The organism is Butyricicoccus sp. AF35-5AC, assembly GCF_003477715.1.
GTDB lineage: Bacteria > Bacillota > Clostridia > Oscillospirales > Butyricicoccaceae > Agathobaculum > Agathobaculum butyriciproducens.
Genome location: NZ_QUDX01000004.1, coordinates 153,417 through 176,718, shown reverse-complemented (window position 1 = coordinate 176,718; position 23,302 = coordinate 153,417). Strand labels below are relative to the sequence as shown.

At 53.9% G+C, this 23,302-nt stretch carries 19 protein-coding genes and 3 riboswitches; of the genes, 6 read left to right on the top strand and 13 right to left on the bottom strand.

The window, feature by feature from the left end:
• Nucleotides 1-54: 54 nt before the first annotated feature.
• From DWZ82_RS07550 to DWZ82_RS07515, 8 genes are all read right to left on the bottom strand, one after another.
• On the bottom strand, nt 55-1,560 hold the full coding sequence (locus tag DWZ82_RS07550; protein ID WP_118479877.1) for a carbon starvation CstA family protein: 1,506 nt from the start codon (nt 1,558-1,560) through the stop codon (nt 55-57).
• Between the two features lie 257 nt (nt 1,561-1,817).
• On the bottom strand, nt 1,818-5,141 hold the full coding sequence (locus tag DWZ82_RS07545) for an S-layer homology domain-containing protein (protein ID WP_158575132.1): 3,324 nt from the start codon (nt 5,139-5,141) through the stop codon (nt 1,818-1,820).
• Between the two features lie 55 nt (nt 5,142-5,196).
• Nucleotides 5,197-5,290: riboswitch (cyclic di-GMP riboswitch) on the bottom strand.
• A 137-nt stretch (nt 5,291-5,427) separates the two neighbouring features.
• A riboswitch (cyclic di-GMP riboswitch) is annotated at nt 5,428-5,523 on the bottom strand.
• Nucleotides 5,524-5,799: 276 nt separating this feature from the next.
• A complete protein-coding gene (locus tag DWZ82_RS07540; RefSeq protein ID WP_118479873.1) occupies nt 5,800-6,621 on the bottom strand; it encodes a transglutaminase-like domain-containing protein in 822 nt (273 codons plus the stop codon).
• Nucleotides 6,622-6,636: 15 nt separating this feature from the next.
• Nucleotides 6,637-6,725: riboswitch (cyclic di-GMP riboswitch) on the bottom strand.
• Nucleotides 6,726-6,999: 274 nt separating this feature from the next.
• A complete protein-coding gene (locus DWZ82_RS07535; RefSeq protein WP_118479871.1) occupies nt 7,000-11,013 on the bottom strand; it encodes an S-layer homology domain-containing protein in 4,014 nt (1,337 codons plus the stop codon).
• Nucleotides 11,014-11,035: 22 nt separating this feature from the next.
• Nucleotides 11,036-11,275 carry a DUF2442 domain-containing protein gene (locus DWZ82_RS07530; protein WP_110435615.1) on the bottom strand — a complete coding sequence of 80 codons (240 nt, stop codon included), beginning with the start codon at nt 11,273-11,275 and terminating at the stop codon, nt 11,036-11,038.
• 89 nt (nt 11,276-11,364) lie between these two features.
• Complete coding sequence (locus tag DWZ82_RS15150; RefSeq protein WP_158575130.1) at nt 11,365-11,889, bottom strand: response regulator transcription factor; 525 nt, start codon at nt 11,887-11,889, stop codon at nt 11,365-11,367.
• 130 nt (nt 11,890-12,019) lie between these two features.
• Nucleotides 12,020-13,171: a sensor histidine kinase gene (locus DWZ82_RS07520; RefSeq protein WP_118479869.1), complete on the bottom strand. Its 1,152-nt coding sequence runs from the start codon at nt 13,169-13,171 to the stop codon at nt 12,020-12,022.
• Complete coding sequence (locus DWZ82_RS07515) at nt 13,168-13,842, bottom strand: response regulator transcription factor (protein WP_118479867.1); 675 nt, start codon at nt 13,840-13,842, stop codon at nt 13,168-13,170. The genes DWZ82_RS07520 and DWZ82_RS07515 overlap by 4 nt, the downstream gene beginning before the upstream one ends.
• 164 nt (nt 13,843-14,006) lie before the next feature.
• On the opposite strand from DWZ82_RS07515, the gene DWZ82_RS07510 reads away from it, so the two are divergent.
• Genes DWZ82_RS07510 through DWZ82_RS07500 form a run of 3 tightly spaced genes read left to right on the top strand, consistent with a single transcriptional unit; the run spans nt 14,007 to nt 15,851 of the window.
• Entirely contained in the window at nt 14,007-14,150 is a 144-nt protein-coding gene (locus tag DWZ82_RS07510; protein ID WP_110435619.1) for a CD1871A family CXXC motif-containing protein, read from the top strand.
• Nucleotides 14,143-15,033, top strand: coding sequence for a 4Fe-4S binding protein (locus tag DWZ82_RS07505; protein ID WP_118479865.1), 891 nt, complete (start codon nt 14,143-14,145; stop codon nt 15,031-15,033). The genes DWZ82_RS07510 and DWZ82_RS07505 overlap by 8 nt, the downstream gene beginning before the upstream one ends.
• Entirely contained in the window at nt 15,033-15,851 is an 819-nt protein-coding gene (locus DWZ82_RS07500) for a TlpA family protein disulfide reductase (RefSeq protein WP_118479863.1), read from the top strand. Before DWZ82_RS07505 ends, DWZ82_RS07500 begins: the two co-directional genes overlap by 1 nt.
• A 225-nt stretch (nt 15,852-16,076) precedes the next feature.
• Here DWZ82_RS07500 and DWZ82_RS07495 read toward each other — a convergent pair whose 3' ends face one another.
• Genes DWZ82_RS07495 through yedE form a run of 3 tightly spaced genes read right to left on the bottom strand, consistent with a single transcriptional unit; the run spans nt 16,077 to nt 17,656 of the window.
• On the bottom strand, nt 16,077-16,313 hold the full coding sequence (locus tag DWZ82_RS07495) for a DUF3343 domain-containing protein (protein WP_118479861.1): 237 nt from the start codon (nt 16,311-16,313) through the stop codon (nt 16,077-16,079).
• The gene (locus DWZ82_RS07490; RefSeq protein ID WP_118284744.1) at nt 16,313-16,534 is read right to left on the bottom strand and encodes a sulfurtransferase TusA family protein; all 222 of its coding nucleotides are present in this window, start codon (nt 16,532-16,534) and stop codon (nt 16,313-16,315) included. The genes DWZ82_RS07495 and DWZ82_RS07490 overlap by 1 nt, the downstream gene beginning before the upstream one ends.
• Nucleotides 16,535-16,555: 21 nt before the next feature.
• A complete protein-coding gene (gene yedE / locus DWZ82_RS07485; protein ID WP_118479859.1) occupies nt 16,556-17,656 on the bottom strand; it encodes a YedE family putative selenium transporter in 1,101 nt (366 codons plus the stop codon).
• Nucleotides 17,657-17,814: 158 nt separating this feature from the next.
• Here yedE and DWZ82_RS07480 point away from each other — a divergent pair, with 158 nt between their 5' ends.
• The 3 genes from DWZ82_RS07480 (at nt 17,815) to DWZ82_RS07470 (ending at nt 20,398) form a co-directional block, all read left to right on the top strand.
• A complete protein-coding gene (locus tag DWZ82_RS07480; protein WP_158575128.1) occupies nt 17,815-18,711 on the top strand; it encodes a selenium metabolism-associated LysR family transcriptional regulator in 897 nt (298 codons plus the stop codon).
• Nucleotides 18,712-18,870: 159 nt separating this feature from the next.
• Nucleotides 18,871-19,068, top strand: coding sequence for a hypothetical protein (locus tag DWZ82_RS15460; RefSeq protein WP_207663670.1), 198 nt, complete (start codon nt 18,871-18,873; stop codon nt 19,066-19,068).
• Complete coding sequence (locus DWZ82_RS07470; protein WP_442861221.1) at nt 19,049-20,398, top strand: MATE family efflux transporter; 1,350 nt, start codon at nt 19,049-19,051, stop codon at nt 20,396-20,398. The genes DWZ82_RS15460 and DWZ82_RS07470 overlap by 20 nt, the downstream gene beginning before the upstream one ends.
• A 224-nt stretch (nt 20,399-20,622) precedes the next feature.
• On the opposite strand, the gene DWZ82_RS07465 is transcribed toward DWZ82_RS07470, so the two are convergent.
• Nucleotides 20,623-21,273: a peptidylprolyl isomerase gene (locus DWZ82_RS07465; protein WP_118360591.1), complete on the bottom strand. Its 651-nt coding sequence runs from the start codon at nt 21,271-21,273 to the stop codon at nt 20,623-20,625.
• Nucleotides 21,274-21,899: 626 nt separating this feature from the next.
• Nucleotides 21,900-23,264 carry an alanine/glycine:cation symporter family protein gene (locus tag DWZ82_RS07460; protein ID WP_118479964.1) on the bottom strand — a complete coding sequence of 455 codons (1,365 nt, stop codon included), beginning with the start codon at nt 23,262-23,264 and terminating at the stop codon, nt 21,900-21,902.
• Nucleotides 23,265-23,302 lie beyond the last annotated feature (38 nt).

Genomic DNA, 23,302 nt, shown 5'->3' with positions numbered 1-23,302 from the left:
ATGGCCGCAGCCGACCGCACAAAGAAACGGCCGGCTGCAGCAATGTTATTATATTCAAGCAGATTTCTTTGCGCTGCGCTTCTTGGTCGCACGAATGAACAGTGCGAGCAGCAGTGCCGCGAATACAATACTGATCGGGTACGCCACTGCGGTATTGTAGTTTACCGTGCCGTCCGCTGTCTTGCTGTTCAGCAGGCTGCCGAGGCACTCCGGCGCGAGGATGAAATAGGTGCAGGAAACTGCACTCATGAACGTAGCCGGAACAGCTGCCATCCAGAAGTTCTTCTTTTCGGTGAACAGGTACATAGCCGCTGCCCACAGAACGATCATAGCGAGCGTCTGGTTGGTCCAGCTGAAGTAACGCCAGATAACCGTGTAGTCGATCAGACCGGTTGCATTGCCGATGCCGAGGATAGCGCCGATACCGAGTACCGGGATGCACAACTTCAGGCGGTTTGCGTACGAACTCTGATCCATGTGGAACCAGTCGGACAGTGTCAGACGAGCGGAACGGAATGCGGTATCACCGGAAGTGATCGGGCAGATAACAACGCCGATCATGGCCAGAGCAATACCAACGCCGCCCATGGTCTTGGAGCATACATCGTAGATCGCTGCGGACTGACCGCCTGCCAGCGCTTCCGCCAGACCGGTGTTGAGACCGCCGGTGACCTCATACAGAGCACAGCCGGCTGCCGCCCAGATCAGTGCGATAATGCCTTCGGCTACCATTGCGCCGTAGAATACGAAGTGACCCTGCTTCTCGTTCTTCATGCAGCGAGCCATCAGCGGCGACTGCGTGGAATGGAAGCCGGAAATTGCACCGCATGCAACCGTGATGAACATGAAGCTCCATACCGGCGTACCGGACGGATGCATATTGTACAGGTGAGACCAAATCTCCGGAATGGTGTAATTCGGGTTGGTGAAGATACCGATGATAACACCGACCGCCATGATGATCAGGCACATGCCGAACAGCGGGTATACCTTACCGATGATCTTATCGATCGAAATAAAGGTTGCAATAAAGTAGTAAACCAGGATGAGGATCAGCCAGAACAGCGTGGTCGAAAGCACGCCGGACACACCGTTGCTCTTGCACAGCGTAACGATCAAACCGGCCGGACCGACTGCAAATACCGTGCCAACCATGATCAACAGTACAACCGAGAACACACGCATGATATTCTGCATGGTGTGACCGAGGTACTTGCCGGTAACCTCTGCGATGGAGGCACCGTCGTTTCGCTCACTGATCATGCCGGAGAAATAATCGTGTACGCCGCCGGCAAAAATGGTACCGAATGTGATCCACAGGAATACGACCGGACCCCAGAGCGCGCCCTGCAGTGCGCCGAAGATCGGGCCAAGGCCGGCGATGTTCAGCAGCTGTACCAGAAACAGCTTCCACTGTGGCATGACAACGTAGTCAACGCCATCGTTAATGCGAACTGCCGGCGTTTCCCGGTCATCCGGGCCAAAGGTTTTGTCTACAATTTTACCATAAGTAAGATAGCCGGTGATCAATAATAATAAGCATACGATAAAGCTGATCATATTATCTCCTCCTCTATACCGGCTGCAAAAGCATGACTTTCGCATAAAAATCACCGAAAAGCCTACTTTTTGAATTCCTCTTTTTCCCTTTCGGCAATCCCTATTATGAACCTATGATATAAAAACCACAAGGGCAATATGTTATAATTTTGACAAGAAAAATTTGCCGAAATTTGTTTCCTTTAGAAAAAACTATCAGAGCAATAAAATCCCCCGACCAATGGCCGGGGGATTCGTTCGCCCTTACAGGAAAGTATTTACTTTTCCAGTTCGGTCCAGTCACGAGTTTCGCGCAGCTTGCTCCACTTCTCGTGCTTGTTTTCCTTGATGTCGTAATAGTGGCTGTTCGTAGCCTCCTGTACGGCCAGGTAATACCATGCGGAAGTATCGGAGTTGTCGCTCCACTTGATCATGTCGTTGTGCAGGTCCTCTGCAGTCTCCGGAAGGCGCTTGAGGACGCGGTTTACGAGCGTCATTGCCTCGGCACGGGTGATCTTGTTATTCGGACGGAAGGTGCCGTCGGTATAACCGTTGATCCAGCCGTTGTTGGCAGCGGCGCTGATTTCGTTCTTTGCCCAGTGGGATGCAATGTCGCTGAAGTCAACAGCGGCCGTGTTGGCCTTGTCGTCAAAACGAGCTGCGATCGCAGCGAACTCCGCACGGGTGATCGGCGCATTCGGATTGAACTTGCCCTGGCTGTCGCCCTTTACGATGCCCATAGCACTCAGCGTAGAAACAGCGTGGTTGTACCATGCGCCGGCTGCTACGTCAGAGTAGCTGTTGGACTTGGTGGAGTTTGCATTGCGGGTCTCGTCGGTGAGCAAACGGAAGAAAATGGTTGCTACCTCAGCGCGGGTAATGCCGTTCTGCGGACGAACGGTGCTGTCCGGATAGCCTACAATGTAAGCATAGTGGTCATCGCCGTTCAGACCGGTCGGTACATTATCCGGAATGGTAACGGTGGGCTTGCGGCTGCCGCCGCCACCGCCGCCGGAAGAAGATCTTCTTGCGTAGGTGTAGGTGAATACGGTGTCCTTCTCAACCTTTGCATTACCGACAGGAATCGTATCCCAGGAACCAGCACGGTAGCCGGAGTTCGGCTTGTCACCCACGGCCGGGATACGGGTGATCGGAACCACAACGTATTTAAGCTCATCGCCGTTTTTATAGTCCTTGAACGGAACGTAAACAACGATGTCAGCGTTGCCGCCGTTGTTCCACTCGCCGTTTACAACCTTGAATGCAAGACGGTACTCCCATGCGTCCGGGGTGCCATTGCCGGTCTCGTCCGGCTTCTCACCGCCCTTGACGTCAAGGTAGTAGTACAGGTCGATGGTAACGTCCTTGGTCAGCTTTTCAAGGTTATCGGTAACCTTGGTCAGACCCGGAACGTAAACGTAGGTCTTGCCGTCAACGGTCTGGTTTACTGCATCATCCTTGTAAAGCTCAGCAACCAGTGCATACTCATTGCCGGTCTTGGTCTCGCCGTTCTCTGCCTTAACCTCAACGTCCTTCTCGTTGTAGAAGTGCTTATTGATGGTGTAATGCTTCGTATTCTGTGTAAAGAAGCCTTGGATGATAACGTTGCTCTTGATTTCAAAATCCTTTGCAGCTTCGCTACCGATCTTCCAGCCAGAGAACGTATGGCCTTCCTTAACAGCGTTGCCACGAATCTTTACCAGAGTGCCGTAGTTATAAGTCTCCTCGTCACCCTGCTTCTCGCCGTCAACGTAGTAGGTTACGGTATACTGGCGGGTAATCGGCTTAAATACTGCGATGTAAGTTACGTCCTTAACCACTGCGATAGTAGTCGGGTCAACCAGTGCAGTATCTGCGGTGCCTGCCAGCTTCCAACCTGCAAACTCGTAAGTATACTGCGCGTCAGAAGCCTTGCTTGCCTGATCCTTCGGATCCTTAGTCGGCTTGTTGTTGTAAGCAACCGTCTGAGTATCGAGAGCATTTACAGCGTCATCAGCATTCTTCCAAGTTACGGTGTACTGGCGGGCAATCGGCTTAAAAACTGCAATGTAGGTTACGTCCGCAGTAACTGCTTGTTCCTTCGGATTAACCAGTGCAGTATCTTCAGTGCCTACCAGCTTCCAACCTGCAAACTCGTAAGTATACTGCGCGTCAGAAGCCTTGCTTGCCTGATCCTTCGGATCCTTAGTCGGATAACCATTGTAGTTTACCGCCTGAGTATCGAGAGGATCTACAGCGTCATCCGAGTTCTTCCAAGTTACCGTGTACTGGCGCGTTACCGGCTCGAATACCGCAATGTAGGTTACGTCCGCAGTCACTGCGCGTTCCTTCGGATCTACCAGTGCAGTATCTGCAGTGCCTGCCAGCTTCCAACCCTTGAACCTGTAATCATACTGAGCGTCAGAAGCCTTGCTTGCCTGATCCTTCGGATCCTTAGTCGGATAACCATTGTAGTTTACCGCCTGAGTATCGAGAGAATCCTCTGCGTCCTCAGAAATCTTCCAAGTTACAGTATACGGATTCGGAATCCACTTTGCGTACAGATGCAGGTCGGTCATCAGAAGATGCTTAGAGCCAACTTCATACTTGTTACCGTCAACATACCAGCCGCCGAAGCTGAATCCGGTCGGGACGGTGAACATGTTATCAAGAACGGTATATGTATCACCGCTCATTGCAGCAACTTCGCGGGAATCGTCGGTCGTGCCGGGGATAGTACCATAGTTAGAATGATAAGTAACCTTAACCGGAACACCGGCTACATAGCCGTCGACATGATAGCCGTCTACCTGATACTTAATGGTGTACCATACAACTCTAATATTATTCACATTAAAGTTTTCGCCCAGTACCGAGAACGGATCAGAGGGATTGGAATCCTTGATGTAGGTTTTGCCATCTTCCGACCAGTTGGCCTTGGTGAAGAAACCGAGGTTTTCCGGAGGATCCAGATATTCGCTTTCAACGCCATCAATCTTGGTATAACCGTTCGTGGCATCGTAGATGCTGTAATTCTTATCAGCAATCTTCTTGCCCTTCGCGGTCAGATAGCCTTTGTAGCCTTTGAAATTGTCGCGGTCGGTAACGCCGCCGTCCGAGGTGTCATTCGGCAGGTAGCTTTCTTGGCCCTGGCTTTCGCCGCTCGTCGGCTTATCACGGTTCGGCAGAAGCACGAAGTACTTGGCTTCCTGCTGCCAATTCCATGCGCGGTCGATTTGAACCTCCTGCACGCTAATTGTATTCGCCGGAGAATTGCTTACTGCATCATTATTCTGAGAATCATTTTCATTGGAATTGCTATTATTGCCAGTCTCCTCGATGTCCGTACCGCCGGACGGTGCCTGTGCAGGATCCGGATTCTCAATCTGTCCTGCCTGTGCAGTATCCTGAGGCTCAGTCTGCCCTTGGGTCTCGGCATCGGGAGTTTTTTGAATGGCGTCTTCTGCGGAAGTACTGTCAACAACCGACATCTGGTCTTCCGGTGACGGAAGGGTGGTGATGCCTTCATCGCCGGCCAGCGCCCAGGTCGGGCACATGGTCAGCGCCATGATAGTCGCAAGTGCTCCTGCGAGCAGACGTTTACGCATATTCTTTTTTAACATAGGAATACCTCCTTGGTCAGCGTGCATGCTGATCGAGAGGGATTGCAAATGTATTTCTGGCAACCGGCTGCCATGCGGAGAGAAAAAAACCTCCGTTTAGGCCCCTGGCTTTGCGAGACCGGCTTTCACCGATGGTGCCTTTGTCTGTACAACTTGCTCCTCAACGAGCCGCACAGATCATGTGTTTGTGGGTTTGCGATAATCTCAGAATGCAATGCAGTTTCAACCTCCAAATAAAATACCCCCTTTACAGCGCGCATAGCTCTGCAAGGGGGTACAAAGTACCTTCGGCAACCGGCTGCCATGCGGAGAGGAAAAAACCTCCGTTTAGGCCCAACTGGCTTTGCGACACCGGTTTTCACCGGCTGTGCCTTTGTCTGTACCTGTATCCCTTTACGGAAGTCATGCACAGAATTTTACGATCTTTTCTGTCGGCAGACACGCCGGACTGCATACACAGCCCTTTGCCTGAGCCGGACAGAAACCCTCCGAATCCTCTTCTTTAGTATACCATAAATGTCCGCGAATAACAAGCAAATACTGTAAAAACGAAGAAGAGTTTCAATCCGGAATCGTTTTTTATGCAAGAAATCGCCGCTGATTGGGCATAAACATACCCTATCAGGACCATTTGCATACAAAATAAAATGAAAAAGTGTTAAGCCGCAACTACTGCAAGCGCATCGCTGGTATTGGTGTAGGTCAGCGGAGATACGCAATCATGCAGGGTTTTTGCGTTCTTCACGCTGCGGGTAACCGCGTAGGTCAGATCAATCTGATACCACTCGCCATTCAGGTTTACCTTATTCCAAGCGTGGTAGCTGGAGCCGGCGTAACCCTTGGTCAGTGCGCACGGGATGCCCTGGCTGCGGCACATTGCTGCAAACAGCGAGGAAAAATCGTAGCAGATACCGGTGGTGCCCTTCAGGGTAGCGGCGGTATCCGGGATGTACTTGGTAATCTTGCCACTGGTGATCTCATTTGCCAGCTTGTTATCATAAGTATAACGGCTTGCCATATAGTTGTAGATGGCGATAACCTTAGCCTCGTCGGTCTTGGCGTTCTTGCAGAGCTCAGCAGCCTTAGCGGATACCGTATCACCCTTGGAGAACTGAACCTCGGAAGTGGAGGCCAGATACGGAGCGTAGCTGTCCTTAACGGTTACGTTCATGGACTTGGACTCGACCTGCTGATAGGACGTACCGGAAACGTTGCGGTACAGCGTTACGGTGTACTTGCCGTTGCCCTTATCGAGAGAGAAGGAAGCATCCTTGCCGCTCGGGCAATCATAGAATACGGTCTTGCCGTCGTTGTACTGAATACCAACCTTGAGTCTTGCACTCGAGGAGTAGTTTACGGTAACATAACCGTGGGTGGAATTACTCATATCCACAACATCATTTGCTGCTGCTGCGGTAATGCCCATCGAGAGGGCAGCTGCTGCAAAAACTGCGCATGCAATACGAAAAAGCCGCTTCATATCCGGCGATCTCCTTTCGGTAACTGGCTGCCAGCCCTCTCGATGAGGGGTAAGGCCCTATAGCTTTGCGTCGCCACCTTTCGGTGGGTTTGCCATTATCGTTTGAGATGCGGTCAAAGCGACTGCATCATCTTCTTTTATCCACACTATAGCGCATCTGTCGTGTTTTGTCAACAGGGTTTTACAAAAAAAGAAGAAATTATGACATACTGCCGCAGATTTGCCGAAACTATGACATTTTCCCCGTTTCTCCTGCTCTTATCGCAGCGATTTGTTTGGGAATGCCTCTCGCTCCAAAGCGTGAGATAGCGCGAAGAATCGCTAAACAAACGGCGGCAGGGGTATTCCCCTGCCGCCGCTTTCTATCGGTTGATTTGCTTATTTGCTGCCGTACAGTCTGTACAGGAACGTGACGATCTGTGCACGAGTGCAGGTCTCATCCGGACCAAACAGCGTGCTGCTGATGCCCTTGGTAATGCCCTGCTCGGTTGCCCACTTGACCGCATCGGCGTAGTAGGCGCTGTCGGCCACATCGGTAAATGCCGATGCACCGACCGAAGCCGTCGCCTTGGCCGCACGATACAAGAAGGTAACGCCGTGAGCACGGGTGCAGGTGTCATCCGGGCTGAACGTAGCAGCTGTAGTGCCTACCGCAATACCATTCTCGACTGCCCACGCGACTGTCTTAGCGTAATACTTGTCAGAAGGCACATCGTTAAAGTTGCTCAACGCACTCGGCTCGGGCGAGCCTGCCGCGCGCCACAAGAAGGTTACAATCTGCGCTCTGGGGCAGGCAGCGTTTGGAGCGAACAGCGTGTCGCTCATGCCGCCGGTAATGCCCTTCTGCGCCGCCCAGAAGACTGCGTCATAGTAATAATCCTCCACGTGCACATCAGTGAAGAAGTTGAGCATGGTGTTGTCGTCCATAAAGACTGCCTTCACCGTGATCCTGCCTGCAGGCATGACGAAGGTGTACTTGCCGCTGCCCTTGTCGGTCAGCGCAAGCGCCTTACCGTCCTTGTCCAGCACGGTCAGGCTTTCGAGGGTGTAGCCCTTGTCAGGGGTTGCCGTGATGGTCACAGTGTCGCCCTTGGAGGCAGACTCGGGAGATACGGTGACGGTGCCGTGCTCATAGATGCCGGTCGGGATCTTGGTGTCGGGAATGGAGACGCTTCCGCCGCCGCCTCCTCCACCGCCGCCGGAGGAACCGCCGCCGGAGGTAGAGTCTGTGATGCGGATGCTGATCTTCTTTTCAGCGATCACACTGGTATCTGCGTTGACCGCAGCACAGATCAGGGTCATTGTGCCATCCTGATCACCAAAGCTGAGTGTATTTCCGCTGATAACGGCGTGCGTATCATTCTTTTCCAGCGTCCATCGTACAGAAGCCGGATAGGCCGCCAGCTCTTCCGGAGTAAAGGCCTTGCCGAACTGATCGAGCGTCGTTACCTTAGCTGCAGACAGATCCAGCGTCGTGTTTTTCCGAACGGACGACGGAATTCCGTCTGCGGTGATTGCAGTCAGCCGTCTCGGGGCATTGACCGTCAGCGTAATGTGGTTACTCTCGATGTCACCGGAACGGGCATAGATCTCGGTAGAATCCTCTTTCAGTGCCTTGAGCGTTCCGTTTTCCAGCGAAACCACATCCGGCTTGGAGGTAACCCATTCAAAGCTGCCGCCGGTCATTTCTCTGCCATACTGATCGTAGCCGGCAGCGGTAAACTGATCTGCAAGAATCGCATTTTCATCCAGCCGCAGGACAAAACCGTCCTTCATGTCGACGCGGATTGTCTTGAGGGTCGGCTGCTGCTCGACCTTAACAACGACATTCTTTGCAGTCTTGCCGGCAGAGGCAGAGGAGGCTTCCAGAATCACATCCGCATAGGAGGCATCCGGAACACTGCCAACCGCAACGAGCAGTTTTCCGTTTTCAATCGTGGCATTGGTCTGATTGGTGTCTGCCAGCGTCCACTCGATGTCCGACGGAATTCCACAGGGATTGCCGTGCTGATCGCGCGCCAGCAGAGGGATGCGGGACAGATCATACGCTGCGCCCTCTACTGCGGCGGGAGCGCCGTCATTATAATACAGCTCATTCAGATAGGGCTTTGCCGTCACCTGTACGGGCAGCGGCTGTGCCGTCCGATAGATCGTTTCGCCCTGCTCGTCCTGTCCGACCGGATAATACAGGGTAACGGTATCCGTGCCGACTACAAGGCCGGTGATTGTGCTGCCGCTGATTGCAGCATAGCCCTTATCCAAGGCAAGCCGCCACTCGAACCGGTCATTTTGGAGCGTCATGTCCTCGCCGTACTGATCCTTGGCCTCCACATCGAGCGTGCTCAGGTCAAAGGTGTTCGCCGTATCGTCGTTATAGATCAGATCGGGAATCGTGCCGTTCACGGTCAGCGTATCGAGCTGCCGCTCGGGCAGAACCTGCAGCGGTACACGGTTGGATTCCGTGCCGTTCACTACGGCATAGATCTGATAGGTTCCCGGTGCGGTAAACCTGATGCTGCCCGTGGTTTCGTCAACCGTAATGTCATCGTTTGCTTCTGCATACCACTTGACCTTGCCGGTTACATCAAAATCGTTGCCGTCCTCGTCCAGAGCGGTCACAGTCAGTGCGGAAACATCGGCGGTGTTGCTGCCGTCGTTGAAGTAGAACGGCTCAAAGCTGCCCTCTACCGTAACCGAGGAAAGCACAACGGGCAGGATGGTCAGTTCAATCAGCTCGCTGTTGAAATTATCCGTTGTTTCGATCGTATCCTTCGGCTGATAGCGCAGGAACAGCTGTGCTCCGTCATTCGGCTTGAGCGCCTTGAGAACAGGGTAGCCGTTGCGGTTTGTCGTGACCTCGGCGTACTCCGAAGCGTCGTTCAGCCCCTCGTCCACAACCGTCCATTCGCCGCTCAGGCGGGGATTGAAGCCGTACCAGTCCACGTCGTGTTCATTCTTCGCCTCAACCTTGATGCTGTCCAGACGCACGGTCTGCTCCTCGTACAGCGAGACCTGTTCGGTATCAGGCACCAGACGATCGAGCGCATAGATCGGGTACACCTTCTGCGGGGTGATGACGGTGTTCTTGGAGGTGTAATGGAACGAACCGAAGTACGGCGCGACCGGCTGACCGGAGCGCAGCTGATCGGCTGCCGTCTTGAATGCTCCCTGATACAGGGTGTTCATGTCCAGCTTGTCGGGGTCGTAGCCGGAGACATTCCGGTTTTCGATGCGGGCATCCAGATCTTCGATTGCGCTTCTGCCGTCTCGGCCGAAGGTATACTGCTTAAACTCCCGTCCTTTCCATCTATCTGCACTGGTGCCATTCACTTTGGTTACATGATAACCGGTGGCTGAGAGAATCATGGTCTTATATTTGATGTACACCGCGCCGGTATAGGGGATGGTCGTTTGCAGGTCGGTCACATCAACATTGATGTCAATGCCCGTATGTGCCGGCAGCGGTACGGAGATGGTATCCGTAATGGACTGCGCGTAGGACTCCTCCTTGCTGCTCTCGTAGGTCTTTTCCATGCCGTAGGAGTAGGAAAAGCTCTGCTCTACCTTGGCAGTGGGCGAAAGTGCAGTCAGAACGGGCACGCTGAATTCAACGCCTACCGTGGTCTCCTCGGTCCAGTTCTGCGAATAGGTATTGGAGACCGTGGTCGAGGTAGTGGTGCTCTTTTCATAGGTATAGCTTTTCTCGACCGTGTTTTCGAAGTCGTTGCAGTTTTCCGCCGTCACCTTGTAGCTGTCCGAGCTGCCGCCCAGATTAAACTGGTAGCCCTTCTGCTCGAGCGACGCCGTTGTGTCGTCCGCCGCGATGGAGGGCGTTTCAAACCGGTCCGCAATGCCTTGAATTTCGAAGTCGTAGAACGCCTGCACATAGTAACCGTAGCCGGTGCATACATAAGAGTGATGGTTATCGCGTTCCTTCTCCGCTCTGGTAGAGACATAATAAACCGGGGTTTCTTCTTCCGGAAGGCTGTTCAAAACACCCGAGCCGCTCAGAACCGCGCTCTGGTCAACGACGCTGCTGACAGCATCCCGCAGACCCTTGGCTGTATACTGTACCTTCGCATAATCTGCCGCTGTCAGAGCGGTATACGGCTCATGATAGCCTTGGTCATTGTTGTCGTTATAGTACGTTTTTGGCAGAACATTGTTCGCAATAGCCGCCCACTTCTCCGCAAATTCGGGATTCTGGATCATCTCCTGCAAAATCTGCTCCTGTGTGCCCGGCAGATTGTAGGTGTCCGAGGCATCAAAGATCTCCCAGTCGTTTTCTGCCGTCACGGCTGCCCCGGCTGTTGGGGGCAGCACCCCTATACACATCGCCACCGCCAGCAGTCCGCACAAACCTCGCCGTCGTATTATCTGCTTTTTACTCATGCCATTCTCCTCCTTTTCTGTTTCAGTGCTCCTGCTCGGCCATGGAAAACAGCTCGTTATGGCTCATCTCCACATCACCGAAGCGGACAAAAATACCGTTTGTCACCGCGCTGTTCCACACCTGCGGGTCGGAAAGTGACCGGAATCGGAATTTATCCAGATAAGGCTTCATATCCAGCAGCAGGCGGCTGCCGGAGATAAAATCGACCTGCAGAACGTGGTCGGTCAGCGGTTTGACTGACTGAATGTATTTCCGGTCCAAATGCGTACCTCCTCTCGCTTACACAAAATGAAAGGTTCACCGTACCTATAGGATACGGTGAACCTTTCCAAAAAACCATTCACAAGTTGTTAGTTTTTATCCGCAAGCAGGTCGAGCAGCAGCTTGCGCTTTGCGCGCGGCTCTCCTGCTATCTGCAGTTTGGTATAGATTTGATTCACATACTGCCGGATACTGCCCTCGGACAGATACAGCTTTTCCGCGATCTCACGGTTGTTCAGCCGCTGTGCCATCAGCCGGACAATCTCATATTCCCGCTCGGTCAGCGCATGACACAGATCGTCGATCAGAAGTCCGCCGCTGGCTCCGTCGGTCGGACAGTCGTACTCCCGCAGAAAGGCAAAGCCTGCACGCGCAAAGGCATCCTGCACACTTTTCCAGAAAATCGCAAGATTGCCCGAGTACACACTGATGCGCACAATGTACGGTGCTTCGGCTCTGGCACGTTCCGCGAGATACCACTCCACCGCCGTCGTTTTGCCGTAGCCCATGGGTGCAACCACGGTCGTCATGGCACAGCGCGAGATTGGCCGCAGGCTCTCCTGCAGCCGCTCGGATATGTAGATCGTGTTCAGATTCCATTTCGATTTTGGCATGGCGTGCACCTCCGAATACTGTAATGTGCTCTCCTATCCGTTGTACTGTCTAAATTATACTGGATTTCAGAGCGGGTGTAAACCGTGTATACTGTTAAGACAGCGCGTATATATACCCTCAATTTGCGCGTCAAGCCGCTTTTCCAACCGGCAGTGTTACCAGAATTGTTGTTCCCGTATCTGCGCTCTGTTCAACGCGCACTGTGCCGCCATGCAGCCGGACAATCTCCTGCACGAGCGCCAGTCCCAGTCCCACGCCGCCCATTGCGCGGCTGCGCGACTTATCCACGCGGAAAAACGGCTGAAAGATGCTGTCCCGGTACTCCTCGGCAATGCCCGGACCGGTATCCCGCACGCGGATTGCCGCCTGACCGCCTTCCCGCTCGACAGACACTTCCACCGAGCCGCCTGTGCGGTTGTACTTGATCGCGTTCTCTGTCAAATTGAACAGCAGCCGATACAGCAGCACATCACTGCCGACAAGCTGCACGTTTTCGCCTGTCTGCGTGAGTGTGATACCGTTTTTCTGCGCCAGCGGCGTCAGATCGACCAGCACTTCCTCGGCCATCGGCGCAAGGTCGATGCAGTCCGTGCGCGGCACGGATTGCAGGTCGCTCATTTCCAGCAGCGTGCGTACAAGGGCGCTCAGGCGCTCGAGCTGTTCCTGCTCAAAGCGCAGCAGCGCGGCTGTTTCGGCATCCATCTGTGGATGCTCCGCCGCAAAAAGCTCGATCCGTGTCTGCATGAGCGCCAGCGGCGTGCGAAGCTCGTGCGCCGCATTGCCGGTGAACTGCCGCTGCGTGTCAAATGACTGCGCCAGACGGTCGAGCATGGCGTTGACCGACCGGCTCAGCTGCCGGAACTCGGCGGTCGTGTCCTCGGACAGGCGGGTGTCGGTCAGGCTTTCCTCGTTGATCTGCCCGGTCTGCCGCGCAAAATCGCCCAGCGGCTTGAGCGCCCGTCCGCTGACGAAATACGCGATGACGGCGCTCAGCAGTGTCACCAGCGCGGTGATGCACCAGCCCATGCGCTCGAAACGCACCTTTTCTGCACTCACCTGCTGAGAAAAGCCGCTGAAGAACGCCTGCATATTCTCTTGGGGTATCTCAATGGTCATTTCCTGCTGGTTTCCCGTTTTGTACTCCACCACAAAGCCGTTCAGCGCATCCATGCTGTCCGAGCCGGAGTAAAACAGCAGTAAATTCAGGCTCACACACGCCGCCGCGATGAGCAGCGCGGTCAATATCGTAATGCGCCACTGGACAGAAATTCGTTTGCTCATTCGCCCGCTCCTATCTCGTAGCCTTGACCGATCTTGTTGCGGATCGGGTCGTATCCCAGTGCTGCACGCAGTTTTTTCCGCAGCATGGAGATATGCACACGGATGGAGTTGCTGAAGCTGTCCACGCTGCTGTCCCACACATGCTCGATGAGTTCTTCCTGGCTGATGGGTCTGCCTCGGTTGAGCAGCAGATATTCCAGAATGCCGCTCTCCTTGCGCGTGAGCGAAAGCGTCTGTCCGTCTGCCGTGGCCGTGCGGCTGCGTGTGTCAAATGTCAGCCCGCCGCACCGCAGGCACACATCCTGCTGGACGAACCGGCGGCGTGTCAGGCTGCGTACCCGCGCCTCCAGCTCCTCCAGATGGAACGGCTTGGACAGATAATCGTTCGCACCGGCATCCAGTCCGTCCACCTTGTCGGAAATTTCGCTTCGCGCCGACAGTATGAGCACGCCGGTTTCCTGATCGTGCTCCCGCAGGGTTCGCAGAACGGTCATACCGTCCACCTTAGGCAGATTCAAGTCGAGCAGCACCAGATCGTAGCGCTCCACCGCCAGCAGCTCGAGCGCCGCCTCCCCGTCAACGCAAGTGTCCGCCTCATAACCGGACAGGCGCAGTTTTTTCGCAATATCTTCGCACAGATCACGCTCGTCCTCTATCACCAAAAGCCGCATGAGCTTTCCTCCTTTGCATTTTCATACCTTTATTATACCAGACAGGGATAAAATTTGTGTTAACGAAATCTGTTGCAAAAAATTTTTGTTTTTTTAACACCTTAACACAGATTTTATCTCCCGTACGGTATACTGGTGTCAACAACTTCGAAAGGGGCATAACAATGCTGAAGCACAGAACCGCCGCCCAGCTCTTCCTGCTGGCAGTCGGCATTGCAATGATCGGGTTCGGCCTGTGGAGAGGCGAAGCCGATACGGTATTATCAAAGGCGATCCGCCTGTGTATGGAGTGTGTTGGGATTGGATAAGAGAAATATTTCGGTTTTAGCCCGTTTTCGCGGTTGGATACAGGCGGCAGCCACCCTGCTGACCAATATCCACCTGCCGAATTTTGTACAGGGCAAACTATATCAGGGAAGCGGCAAGACCGTCTGCGTGCCCGGACTCAACTGCTATTCCTGCCCCGGTGCGGCCGGCGCGTGTCCGATTGGCGCGTTTCAAGCGGTGATTGGCTCATCAAAGTTTAAATTTTCCTATTATATCACCGGAATCCTGATTTTATTCGGTGTCCTGCTCGGACGGTTTATCTGCGGCTTTCTGTGCCCGTTCGGCTGGTTTCAGGAGCTGCTGCACAAAATCCCCTCGCCTAAGCTGTCCACCAAAAGGCTGAAGCCGCTCCGCTATGTGAAATATGCGGTGCTGCTGATCATGGTGGTGCTGCTGCCCGTACTTGTCACAAACGAGCTCGGCATGGGCGACCCGTTCTTCTGCAAGTACCTGTGCCCGCAGGGCGTGCTCGAGGGCGCGCTGCCGCTGGCGGCGGTCAACTCCGGCATCCGTGCTGCGCTCGGCGCACTGTTTACCTGGAAAGCAGCCGTTCTGCTGACCGTTATCGTGTGCAGCGTGCTGTTTTACCGTCCGTTCTGCAAGTGGCTGTGCCCACTCGGCGCCTTTTACGCTCTGCTGAACCGTGTTTCACTGTTTCAGATGCAGGTGGATACGCATAAGTGCGTATCCTGCGGCGCGTGTGCCAAAGCCTGCAAAATGGATGTGGACATCACCAAAAATCCCAATCATGCCGAGTGCATCCGCTGCGGCATGTGCATGAAAGCCTGCCCGACCGATGCTATCTGCTACCGCTACGGTCTGGGCGATAAAACCCAAACGACTGACAAAGGAGAGACCATCTAATGAAAAAGAATCGACTGATCGCATTTGCCCTGTCCGTAAGCCTGCTGCTCGGCGCATCCGCCTGCGGCAAACCGGCAAAAACCGTCTCCGAGCTGATAGCGGAGGAAAACGCCATCCTCGACCAGCACCAGGAACTGTGGACAACGGCTCTGAATTCGCTCGACAAGGACAATCTGTCGCAGAGCACCCAGAGCACCAACTACGCTGATGTCCTCGATCTTGCGATTAAAAACGTCAAGGACCAGCTCTCGGACGAGGACTACAAGACGCTGACCGACGATGCCGCCAAGGTCCGCAAGCTGGAGGACCAGCTGCAGGAACTTCCGCCCGAGGAAGGCACCACCACATCCGCCAGCGGCGCGTTCCCCGCTTTCGAGGGCAAAGACCTGGACGGCAACGCTGTGGACAGCAGCCTGTTCGCAGACAATGCGTTCACCGTCGTGAATTTCTGGTTCAGCGGCTGCAAGCCGTGCGTGGCTGAACTTGGTGATCTGGATAAGCTGAACCAGACCGTCAAGGCGCAGGGCGGCGAGGTTATCGGCATCAATACGGAAACGCTCGATGACAATGCGGATGCCATTGCTACCGCTAAACAGATTCTGCAGACCAAGGGGGCATCCTACCGCAACATTACCTTTGCATCCGGCAGCGAGGCAGGCAAGTTTGCACTGAACATCATGTCATTCCCGACCACCTATGTTATCGACCGGAACGGAAAAATCGTCGGTGAACCGGTACTCGGCGGCATCACGAACGAAAACAGCATGAAGCAGCTGCAGGAGAATATTGACACCGCGATTGCAAACGACGGAAAATAACACCCGAGTGTGATTGCCGCTGCAATCTGCATCATAAATATACACAGCGCAGATTGTGTTGAGAAAGGCAACGGAGATTGGCAGAACCAAGTAAACGCCAAAGAGAAAAGCCGCAGACTTTCGTCTGCGGCTTCTGCGTGCCTGTGGAAATATCCACGAAGATATGCACAAACCTGTGGATAAATTTGAGGGCGGAACTTTTCCTCGTTTCTCCTATATGGTTACTTAAAACACCAACACCTCGCTCTGCTCGATCTCAATCCCGCAGTCCGCGATAACCGTCTGATACTGCGCGTAAACTTCGGCTTCCATGCGCCACGCGATGCCGCATCCGGCGGACAATCTGCGCGGCACCGGCACCAGCCGGCCGGCAATACCGTTCTGCTTGCAGAACGACTCCATCTCCATGGCGGCATCGGTGGTGTGGAAGGTGAGCACCTGATACGGCTTTTTCTCTCGCATTACGCCTGAAAAACGATCTCGAAGCACCCGTCCGGACGCACGGTCGTCTGACCGGACTTATTCTCATACTCGAGCATTTTCTCGATATTCTTGCGGGTGTGCGCCTCGTCACCGAGCACACGGATCAGCTTCCCCGGGTGATCCTGCATCGCGTCCATCGCCAGCAGAACCGGCTCCGGACAGGACAGACCGCGAACATCTACTTCAACATATTCAGCCATTGCACATTCTCCTTTTCCGACTTACTTTGCCGTCTTTTTGCGGCGCAGATTGGTGCCCGCAATGACAAACAGCACGATAATGCAGACGATCACGGCGATTTTGCCGGCTGCCGCCGGACCGCCTGCGACTGCAGGCTCGGTTTCGGTTGCCGCCTTGGCAGCCGCGCCGACCAGACCGAAGTTATGCGCAAATGCCGCGCCGAGCAGCATACCGAGGAAGGTGACCGCGCTGTCAGACGAGCCCTGACCTGCCAGAATGAGCTGACGCAGCGGGCAGCCGCCAGCCAGCACAGCCGCAAAGCCTACAACATACATACCAAGAATGTTCCACAGGTGCTGGGAATGCGCGATCGGCTGACCGGAAAAACCGAGGTGGAAGCTGCCGGTTGCCGCATTGTAGACTGCCATCACTGCAAACAGAGCCGCGATAATGCTGATCAGGTCGAAATTCTTCATCAGAATGATGTCGCGGATGCTGCCCGCAAAGCACATACGGCTCTTCTGTGAGAGCGCACCGATGATGAGCGCAACGACCAGAGAAAGGATGATCGGCGCATGCTTGCTGCCCGGGCCTTCGGCGCTGACCGCGTAAGCGCCGATCGCTACGCCGATTACGAGCAGCGCCGCCAGCAGAACCGGCAGAACGGCACCGCCGACCGGCTTGGCCTCATACGCACGGCCAAGCGAGAAACCCTTCCTGAGGAAGAACGAGCCGGTCGCCACACCGCCTGCAAAGCCGATAAGCGCGACCCACGCATTCAAGTCACCGGCGGCCATGCGAAGTACCATGCGGAGCGGACAGCCGAGGAATACGAGGGCGCCGATCATCATCGCAGCGCCCAGAATAAAACGCACCATCGGCGAAGAACCGGCGGTGGACTTATACTCCTTGGTCAGCAGCGCCAGCAGGAACGAGCCGCAGACAAAGCCGACGACCTCCGGGCGGAAATACTGCACCGGAGCCGCTGTATGCAGCTTGAGCGCACCCGCTGTATCGCGGATGAAGCAGGCAACGCAGATCGCCATGTTGGCAGGGTTGCCGTAAATTGCCAGAAGCATGACCAGCAGTCCGATCACCGCACCGGACACTGCCAGCTTCCATGTCTTGTCAAACAGTTTCATGATTTTCTCCTTTTTTGTGAAATGAGGGAATTTTATGCTGTATTCAGTATATCATGCGGTGTTTTCAATGTGAAATCGATTCTATTGATAATTTGATTGAATCTATTGATATAATCTATAAATGCAGCTATAATGGAGAAAACGAAAGGAATGCCGCTATGGATATTCGTCAGCTGGAAGCCTATGTTTATACCGTAAAGTACCGCAGTTTTTCACTTGCTGCACAGAAGCTGTACCTGTCGCAGCCGACCGTCAGCGCGCACATCTGCAATCTGGAAAAGGAGCTGCACACGCAGCTGCTCAAGCGCACGACAAAAACGCTCTCGGTGACACCGGCCGGTCAGACGCTGTATAATTATGCCGCAGAAATCCTCGATTTGCGGCACAAAGCCATTCTGGAGCTGTCCAACGAGCAGGAAACCATGCTGCATATCGGCGTATCGTCCGTGCCGTCGCTGTATCTGCTGCCCGAGCTGCTGGCAGCGTACCACGAGAAGGCCCCGGAGATCCGGTTCCGCACCAGCTGCTCGGACAGTCTGGATGTGATAAACAAGGTCGCAGACAGCACCTGCGATATCGGTCTGGTCGGCACAAAGACCGCAGAGGCCAACTGCGAATTTCTGCCGGTCACCTCGGACGAGCTGGTAATCGCCGCACCGAACACACCGCATTTCCGTGCCTATCAAAGCCAGCCGGACCCGCTGACAGCGCTCCTGCGCGAACCGTTCCTGCTGCGCGAGGACAACTCGGGCACCAAGCAGGAAACACTGTATTTCCTCCAGAATCACGGTCTGTCACTCGATGAACTGAATGTCATCGCCGTCATGGATGACGCGGCAGCGCTCAAGCGGTGCATCGCACTGGGCATGGGCATTTCCATTTTGTCGCGCGCAACTGTGCAGACCGATGCACAGCAGGGACGGCTGCTGCTGTTCCCCCTCGGACAGTCAGCGTTCCTGCGCCGGCTGTACATTGTGTATCCGTCCATACGGCGTATGTCCGAGCAGGCTATTCACTTTCTGGATTTTATGAAAAGGTATTATCGGATTGGATGACAGCCGTGCTGTCCGGTTTGATATAGCCAATCGGGCAGGAGGTTCTCCTGCATAGAAAGCCGACCTCGCACACCACCGTGCGAACCGACCGGTACACGGCGGTCCTATCCGCAAGGTCAAAACGGACAAAGCGGATTCCTTAAGGCAACACCGGATTATATGGAGGCGGGAAAGGCATCCATTCTGTGTTCCTGTGAACCGGCTGCAGCAATGGTATTTGGCTTTTTCTTGTTTGAAGAAATCCCTGCGGTGCTTTCGATTACAGATCTAATCATTGTACTGATCGCACCTGCTATGCTCGTACTTTCTGATAAAAAGCCGGAAATTGTGGAGGAAAATGATCATGTCAAAAGATGAATATTTGATTACCGATGCGCCCCTGAAAGCGCTGACGGTTTTTGCCATGCCGATGATTCTCGGCAGCTTTTTTCAGCAGGTATATAATATGGCTGACTCCATTATCGTCGGTCAGTTTGTCGGCTCCTCCGCTCTTGCAGCGGTCGGCGCCTGCGCTGCCCTGACCAATGTTTTCATTTGTGTGGCGCTGGGTGCCGGTGTCGGTGCAGGCGTGCTCGTAAGCCGTTATTTCGGCGCCAGAGAGTATGGCAAAATGAAAACCATTGTATCTACCTCCCTGATCAGCTTTTTACTTCTGAGTATCATCCTTGGTGTCTTTGGCTTTTGCTTTTCCCATGCGATGATGAGCGGATTACAGACCCCTGCCGATATTCTGAAGGAGGCAGTACTGTACTTGCGGGTCTATTTCGTAGGTTTTCCGTTTTTGTTCATGTACAATATTCTTTCTACCATGTTCACTTCCATCGGTGAATCAAAAATTCCGTTGGGACTGCTGATCTTTTCATCAATCCTGAATATTGTGCTGGATCTTTGGATGGTAGCCGGTCTGGGACTTGGCGTGTTCGGTGCGGCGCTTGCAACGCTGATTGCGCAGGGCATTTCGGCTGTGTTTTCACTTTTGATTTTCTTTTATCGGATGCGGCGGTATAAGAGCAGCTTTGTCTGGTTTGACGGGCAGGAGCTGCGTTCGATGCTTCAGATTGCTGTTCCATCGGTTCTTCAGCAGTCTACCGTATCCATCGGTATGATGATCGTACAGGCGGTGGTAAATCCCTTCGGCACACAGGCGCTCGCGGGATACGCGGCAACGATGCGGGTGGAGAACGTCTTTTCTCTGATTTTTGTGTCCATCGGCAATGCAGTTTCGCCGTATGTTTCCCAGAACCTTGGCGCAAACAAAACCCAGCGCATCAAAAAAGGCTACCGCGCAGCATTGGTGCTGGATGTATGTTTTGCTATTCTTGCCTTTCTTGTTATTGAAACGCTGCACACGCAGATTTCCTCGCTGTTCCTTGGAAAAGACGGAACCGCCCTGGCTTATCAGGTGTCCGGGGATTATATGAGATGGCTTGGTTGCTTCTTTATCTTTATGGGTATCAAAATGGCAACCGACGGAGTTCTTCGCGGACTCGGAATCATGCGGCCGTTTCTCATTGCCAATATGGTAAACCTTGCGATTCGCCTGTCTGTGGCGTTGATCTGTGCTCCGCGCTTTGGTATTGCATTTGTCTGGCTTGCCGTGCCGGCAGGCTGGCTTGCCAACTTTCTGGTTTCCTATGCGGCACTCAGAAAATCCTGGCCGACTGAAAAAGTGGTGTTATCTCGGTAAATTCCAGTTTACCGAAAAGATGAAATCCTTCGGAACGGCATCTGAAATATTAACAGCGAAGTAAAAAAACATCCCGAGTCCTGTATACAGTCCGGGATTGAACTGCACCCCCTCTGTCAGACCGTATATCATACTGTCTGACAGAGGGGGTGCCTTATTATGTTAAGAGGAAAACCGAAACTTACTCTCCAATCTTCACCCTCAACTCTTTACGCTTTGCACAGTCAGTCGATAATCTTAATGCTCTCAATAACCGGCTGATTTTCCGTCTTAACCGTGCCGTTATCGTCCTCGACCGGCGTATTATCGCAGATTTCATCCACAACATCCATGCCCTTGGTCACATAGCCGAAGCAGGCGTACTGGCCGTCGAGATAGGTGCTGTCCTGCTGAACGATGAAGAACTGCGAGGATGCGCTGTCCGGATTGCTTGAGCGTGCCATCGAAACCGCACCGCGCGTGTGCGACAGCTTGTTCTCCACACCGTTATCCGAAAACTCGCCCTTGATGGTGTTCTCCGAGCCGCCGGTGCCGTTGCCCAGCGGGTCGCCACCCTGCATCATAAAGCCGGTAATAATGCGGTGAAAGGTCAGTCCGTCATAAAAGCCGTCGTTTGCAAGGTCCATAAAATTCTGAACTGAGATAGGCGCTGCATCGCCGTCCAGCTCGATGTCAATCGTGCCGTGGTCCTTGATGGTGATTTGTGCATGGTGCTGACCGATGGGCTGTGCGGTCTCCTCAGCAGTCGTCTGCTGCGAGTTATCGCTCGTGTCGGCGGCATCATCCGTCGAGGTCTGCGCGCCCGATTTGCCGCCGCAGGCGGTCAGAACCAGCATCGCCAACAGGCCAAAAAGCAAAAATGTACGTTTTTTCATGTGAAATTCTCCTTTTTAGGCAATACCGCATCATTGAACAAGAGCGATTTGCGAGTAAATTTTGCGTTCTGATTAGGCGCGGGTTTGCAGCAATACTTTGTGTATTGCAAAAATCCGCAACGACATCAGAGCGTAAAATTTCCGCAAAGCGCCGCAGCTTTAATTATGCGGTGTTGCCTTATATCCTGAACGGGTGGAATATGAAAATGTTCCCGCGGTACTCCCCTATTATACGGTACTGAGAACGCGAAAACCAGTGTTTTTTCGGTGTCTGCAAAAAATGCACCGCAGAACTGCGGTGCATTTTGAGGCCGTCGAAAAACTAACGTTTTCCGAGCAGCCTCTCGATCGAAACCACGCTTTCGATCGAATTTCGAAGAAAAATCGCGCCTTGCAGGCACATTTTTTCTTCCCTTGTATAAATTCCGAGATACATGCTCTCGGAATTTATGAATTTGCTCCGCAAATTCTATTTTATGCGTGCTGCCGCACGAAGTACAAGAGTCGGAATGCTGTTTTTGACAGACTGAAAAATGCACCGCAAAACTGCGGTGCATTTTCTATCAAATAATACTGTATAGAGCCGATTCCTGCACAAACCGTGTCGTTCCGCGACAGGTCATAGCTTACTTCATAATGTCCTTATCGTGGGCCGCTTTGGCAACCAGACCGGACAGCGCCAGCAGCGCGATCAGGTTCGGGAATACCATCAGGCCGTTGAACAGGTCGGACAGGTTCCAGACCAGATCAACATGCAGTGCAGAGCCGATCACGATGCAGACAACAACGATAGCGGCATATACCTTGACTGCCTTGCTGCCGAACAGCGCCTTTACGTTCTGCTCACCGAAGAAATACCAGCCGATGATGGTAGAGAACGCAAAGAACAGCATGCAGATCGCAACAAAGATCATGCCTGCCGAGCCGAGGGAAGCCTTGAAGGCTGCCTGTGCCAGCTCGGTGCCCTGCAGACCGTCCGGTGCGCCCGGATTGAGCATACCCGAGGTCAGGATGACCATAGCGGTCAGCGTCAGTACAACAAAGGTGTCGATGAATACGGAAACGATCGCGATCTCGCCCTGATCCTGCGGACGTTTTACCTTTGCGAGCGCATGTGCGTGCGGGGTGGAGCCCATGCCGGCCTCGTTCGAGAACAGACCGCGTGCAACGCCGTAGCGCATTGCCTGACGAACCGTGATGCCTGCAGCGCCGCCGAGGATAGCCTGCGGGTCAAATGCTGCAACAAAGATGGACTTGAACGCCGGAATGATTGCCGCGTGGTTGATGCACAGGATAACAACGCAGCCAGCCATGTAGAACAGCGCCATGATCGGAACGACCTTCTCGGTAACAGCCGCGATACGGCCAACGCCGCCGAGGAAGATAAACGCTGCAATGATCGCGCAGATGATGCCGACAACGATCATCGGTGCGCCGAACGCGGTGTTGAACGCTACGCTGATCGAGTTTGCCTGTACCATGTTGCCGGTGAAGCCCAGCGCGAAAATAATTGCAACCGAGAAGAAGCCGGCGAGGAACTTGCCGAATTTACCGGTAAAGCGTGCGCGGATGTAGTAGATCGGACCGCCGGTAACGTGGCCCTTGTCGTCCGTGGTCTTGTACTTCTGCGCGAGAACCGCCTCGCCGTAGATGGTGGACATGCCGAAGAACGCACTCAGCCACATCCAGAAAATCGCACCCGGGCCGCCGGAATACAGTGCGGTAGCCGCGCCTGCAATGTTGCCAGTGCCGACCTGCGCCGCGATTGCGGTGGTAAGCGCCTGGAACGGACTCATGCCGTCCTTGCCCGCCTTCTCACCGTTGAGCGAGAAATGGCCGAACAGATGCTTCCAGCCTGCGCCGAACTTACGCACCTGAACGAAGCGCGTGCGGATGGTAAACACGATGCCGGTGCCAACCAGCAGGTACAGCAGCAGGCCGTTCCATACGACGTTGCTGACCTTGCTTACCCAGTCTGCCAATACTTCCATTGTCATTTTACATACCCCTTCTTTGTTTTGCGGCAAAC

Excerpts from the sequence above, each read along its gene's own strand:
- DWZ82_RS07470 (WP_442861221.1), top strand. The coding sequence starts at position 19,049 with ATGATCATGTCAAAAGATGAATATTTGATTACCGATGCGCCCCTGAAA.
- yedE (WP_118479859.1), bottom strand. The coding sequence starts at position 17,656 with ATGAAACTGTTTGACAAGACATGGAAGCTGGCAGTGTCCGGTGCGGTG.
- DWZ82_RS07545 (WP_158575132.1), bottom strand. The coding sequence starts at position 5,141 with ATGTTAAAAAAGAATATGCGTAAACGTCTGCTCGCAGGAGCACTTGCG.
- DWZ82_RS07460 (WP_118479964.1), bottom strand. The coding sequence starts at position 23,264 with ATGGAAGTATTGGCAGACTGGGTAAGCAAGGTCAGCAACGTCGTATGG.
- DWZ82_RS07490 (WP_118284744.1), bottom strand. The coding sequence starts at position 16,534 with ATGGCTGAATATGTTGAAGTAGATGTTCGCGGTCTGTCCTGTCCGGAG.
- DWZ82_RS07495 (WP_118479861.1), bottom strand. The coding sequence starts at position 16,313 with ATGCGAGAGAAAAAGCCGTATCAGGTGCTCACCTTCCACACCACCGAT.
- DWZ82_RS07520 (WP_118479869.1), bottom strand. The coding sequence starts at position 13,171 with ATGAGCAAACGAATTTCTGTCCAGTGGCGCATTACGATATTGACCGCG.
- DWZ82_RS15150 (WP_158575130.1), bottom strand. The coding sequence starts at position 11,889 with ATGCCAAAATCGAAATGGAATCTGAACACGATCTACATATCCGAGCGG.
- DWZ82_RS07550 (WP_118479877.1), bottom strand. The coding sequence starts at position 1,560 with ATGATCAGCTTTATCGTATGCTTATTATTATTGATCACCGGCTATCTT.
- DWZ82_RS07535 (WP_118479871.1), bottom strand. The coding sequence starts at position 11,013 with ATGAGTAAAAAGCAGATAATACGACGGCGAGGTTTGTGCGGACTGCTG.
- DWZ82_RS07480 (WP_158575128.1), top strand. The coding sequence starts at position 17,815 with ATGGATATTCGTCAGCTGGAAGCCTATGTTTATACCGTAAAGTACCGC.
- DWZ82_RS07465 (WP_118360591.1), bottom strand. The coding sequence starts at position 21,273 with ATGAAAAAACGTACATTTTTGCTTTTTGGCCTGTTGGCGATGCTGGTT.
- DWZ82_RS15460 (WP_207663670.1), top strand. The coding sequence starts at position 18,871 with ATGGAGGCGGGAAAGGCATCCATTCTGTGTTCCTGTGAACCGGCTGCA.
- DWZ82_RS07515 (WP_118479867.1), bottom strand. The coding sequence starts at position 13,842 with ATGCGGCTTTTGGTGATAGAGGACGAGCGTGATCTGTGCGAAGATATT.
- DWZ82_RS07540 (WP_118479873.1), bottom strand. The coding sequence starts at position 6,621 with ATGAAGCGGCTTTTTCGTATTGCATGCGCAGTTTTTGCAGCAGCTGCC.
- DWZ82_RS07510 (WP_110435619.1), top strand. The coding sequence starts at position 14,007 with ATGCTGAAGCACAGAACCGCCGCCCAGCTCTTCCTGCTGGCAGTCGGC.
- DWZ82_RS07500 (WP_118479863.1), top strand. The coding sequence starts at position 15,033 with ATGAAAAAGAATCGACTGATCGCATTTGCCCTGTCCGTAAGCCTGCTG.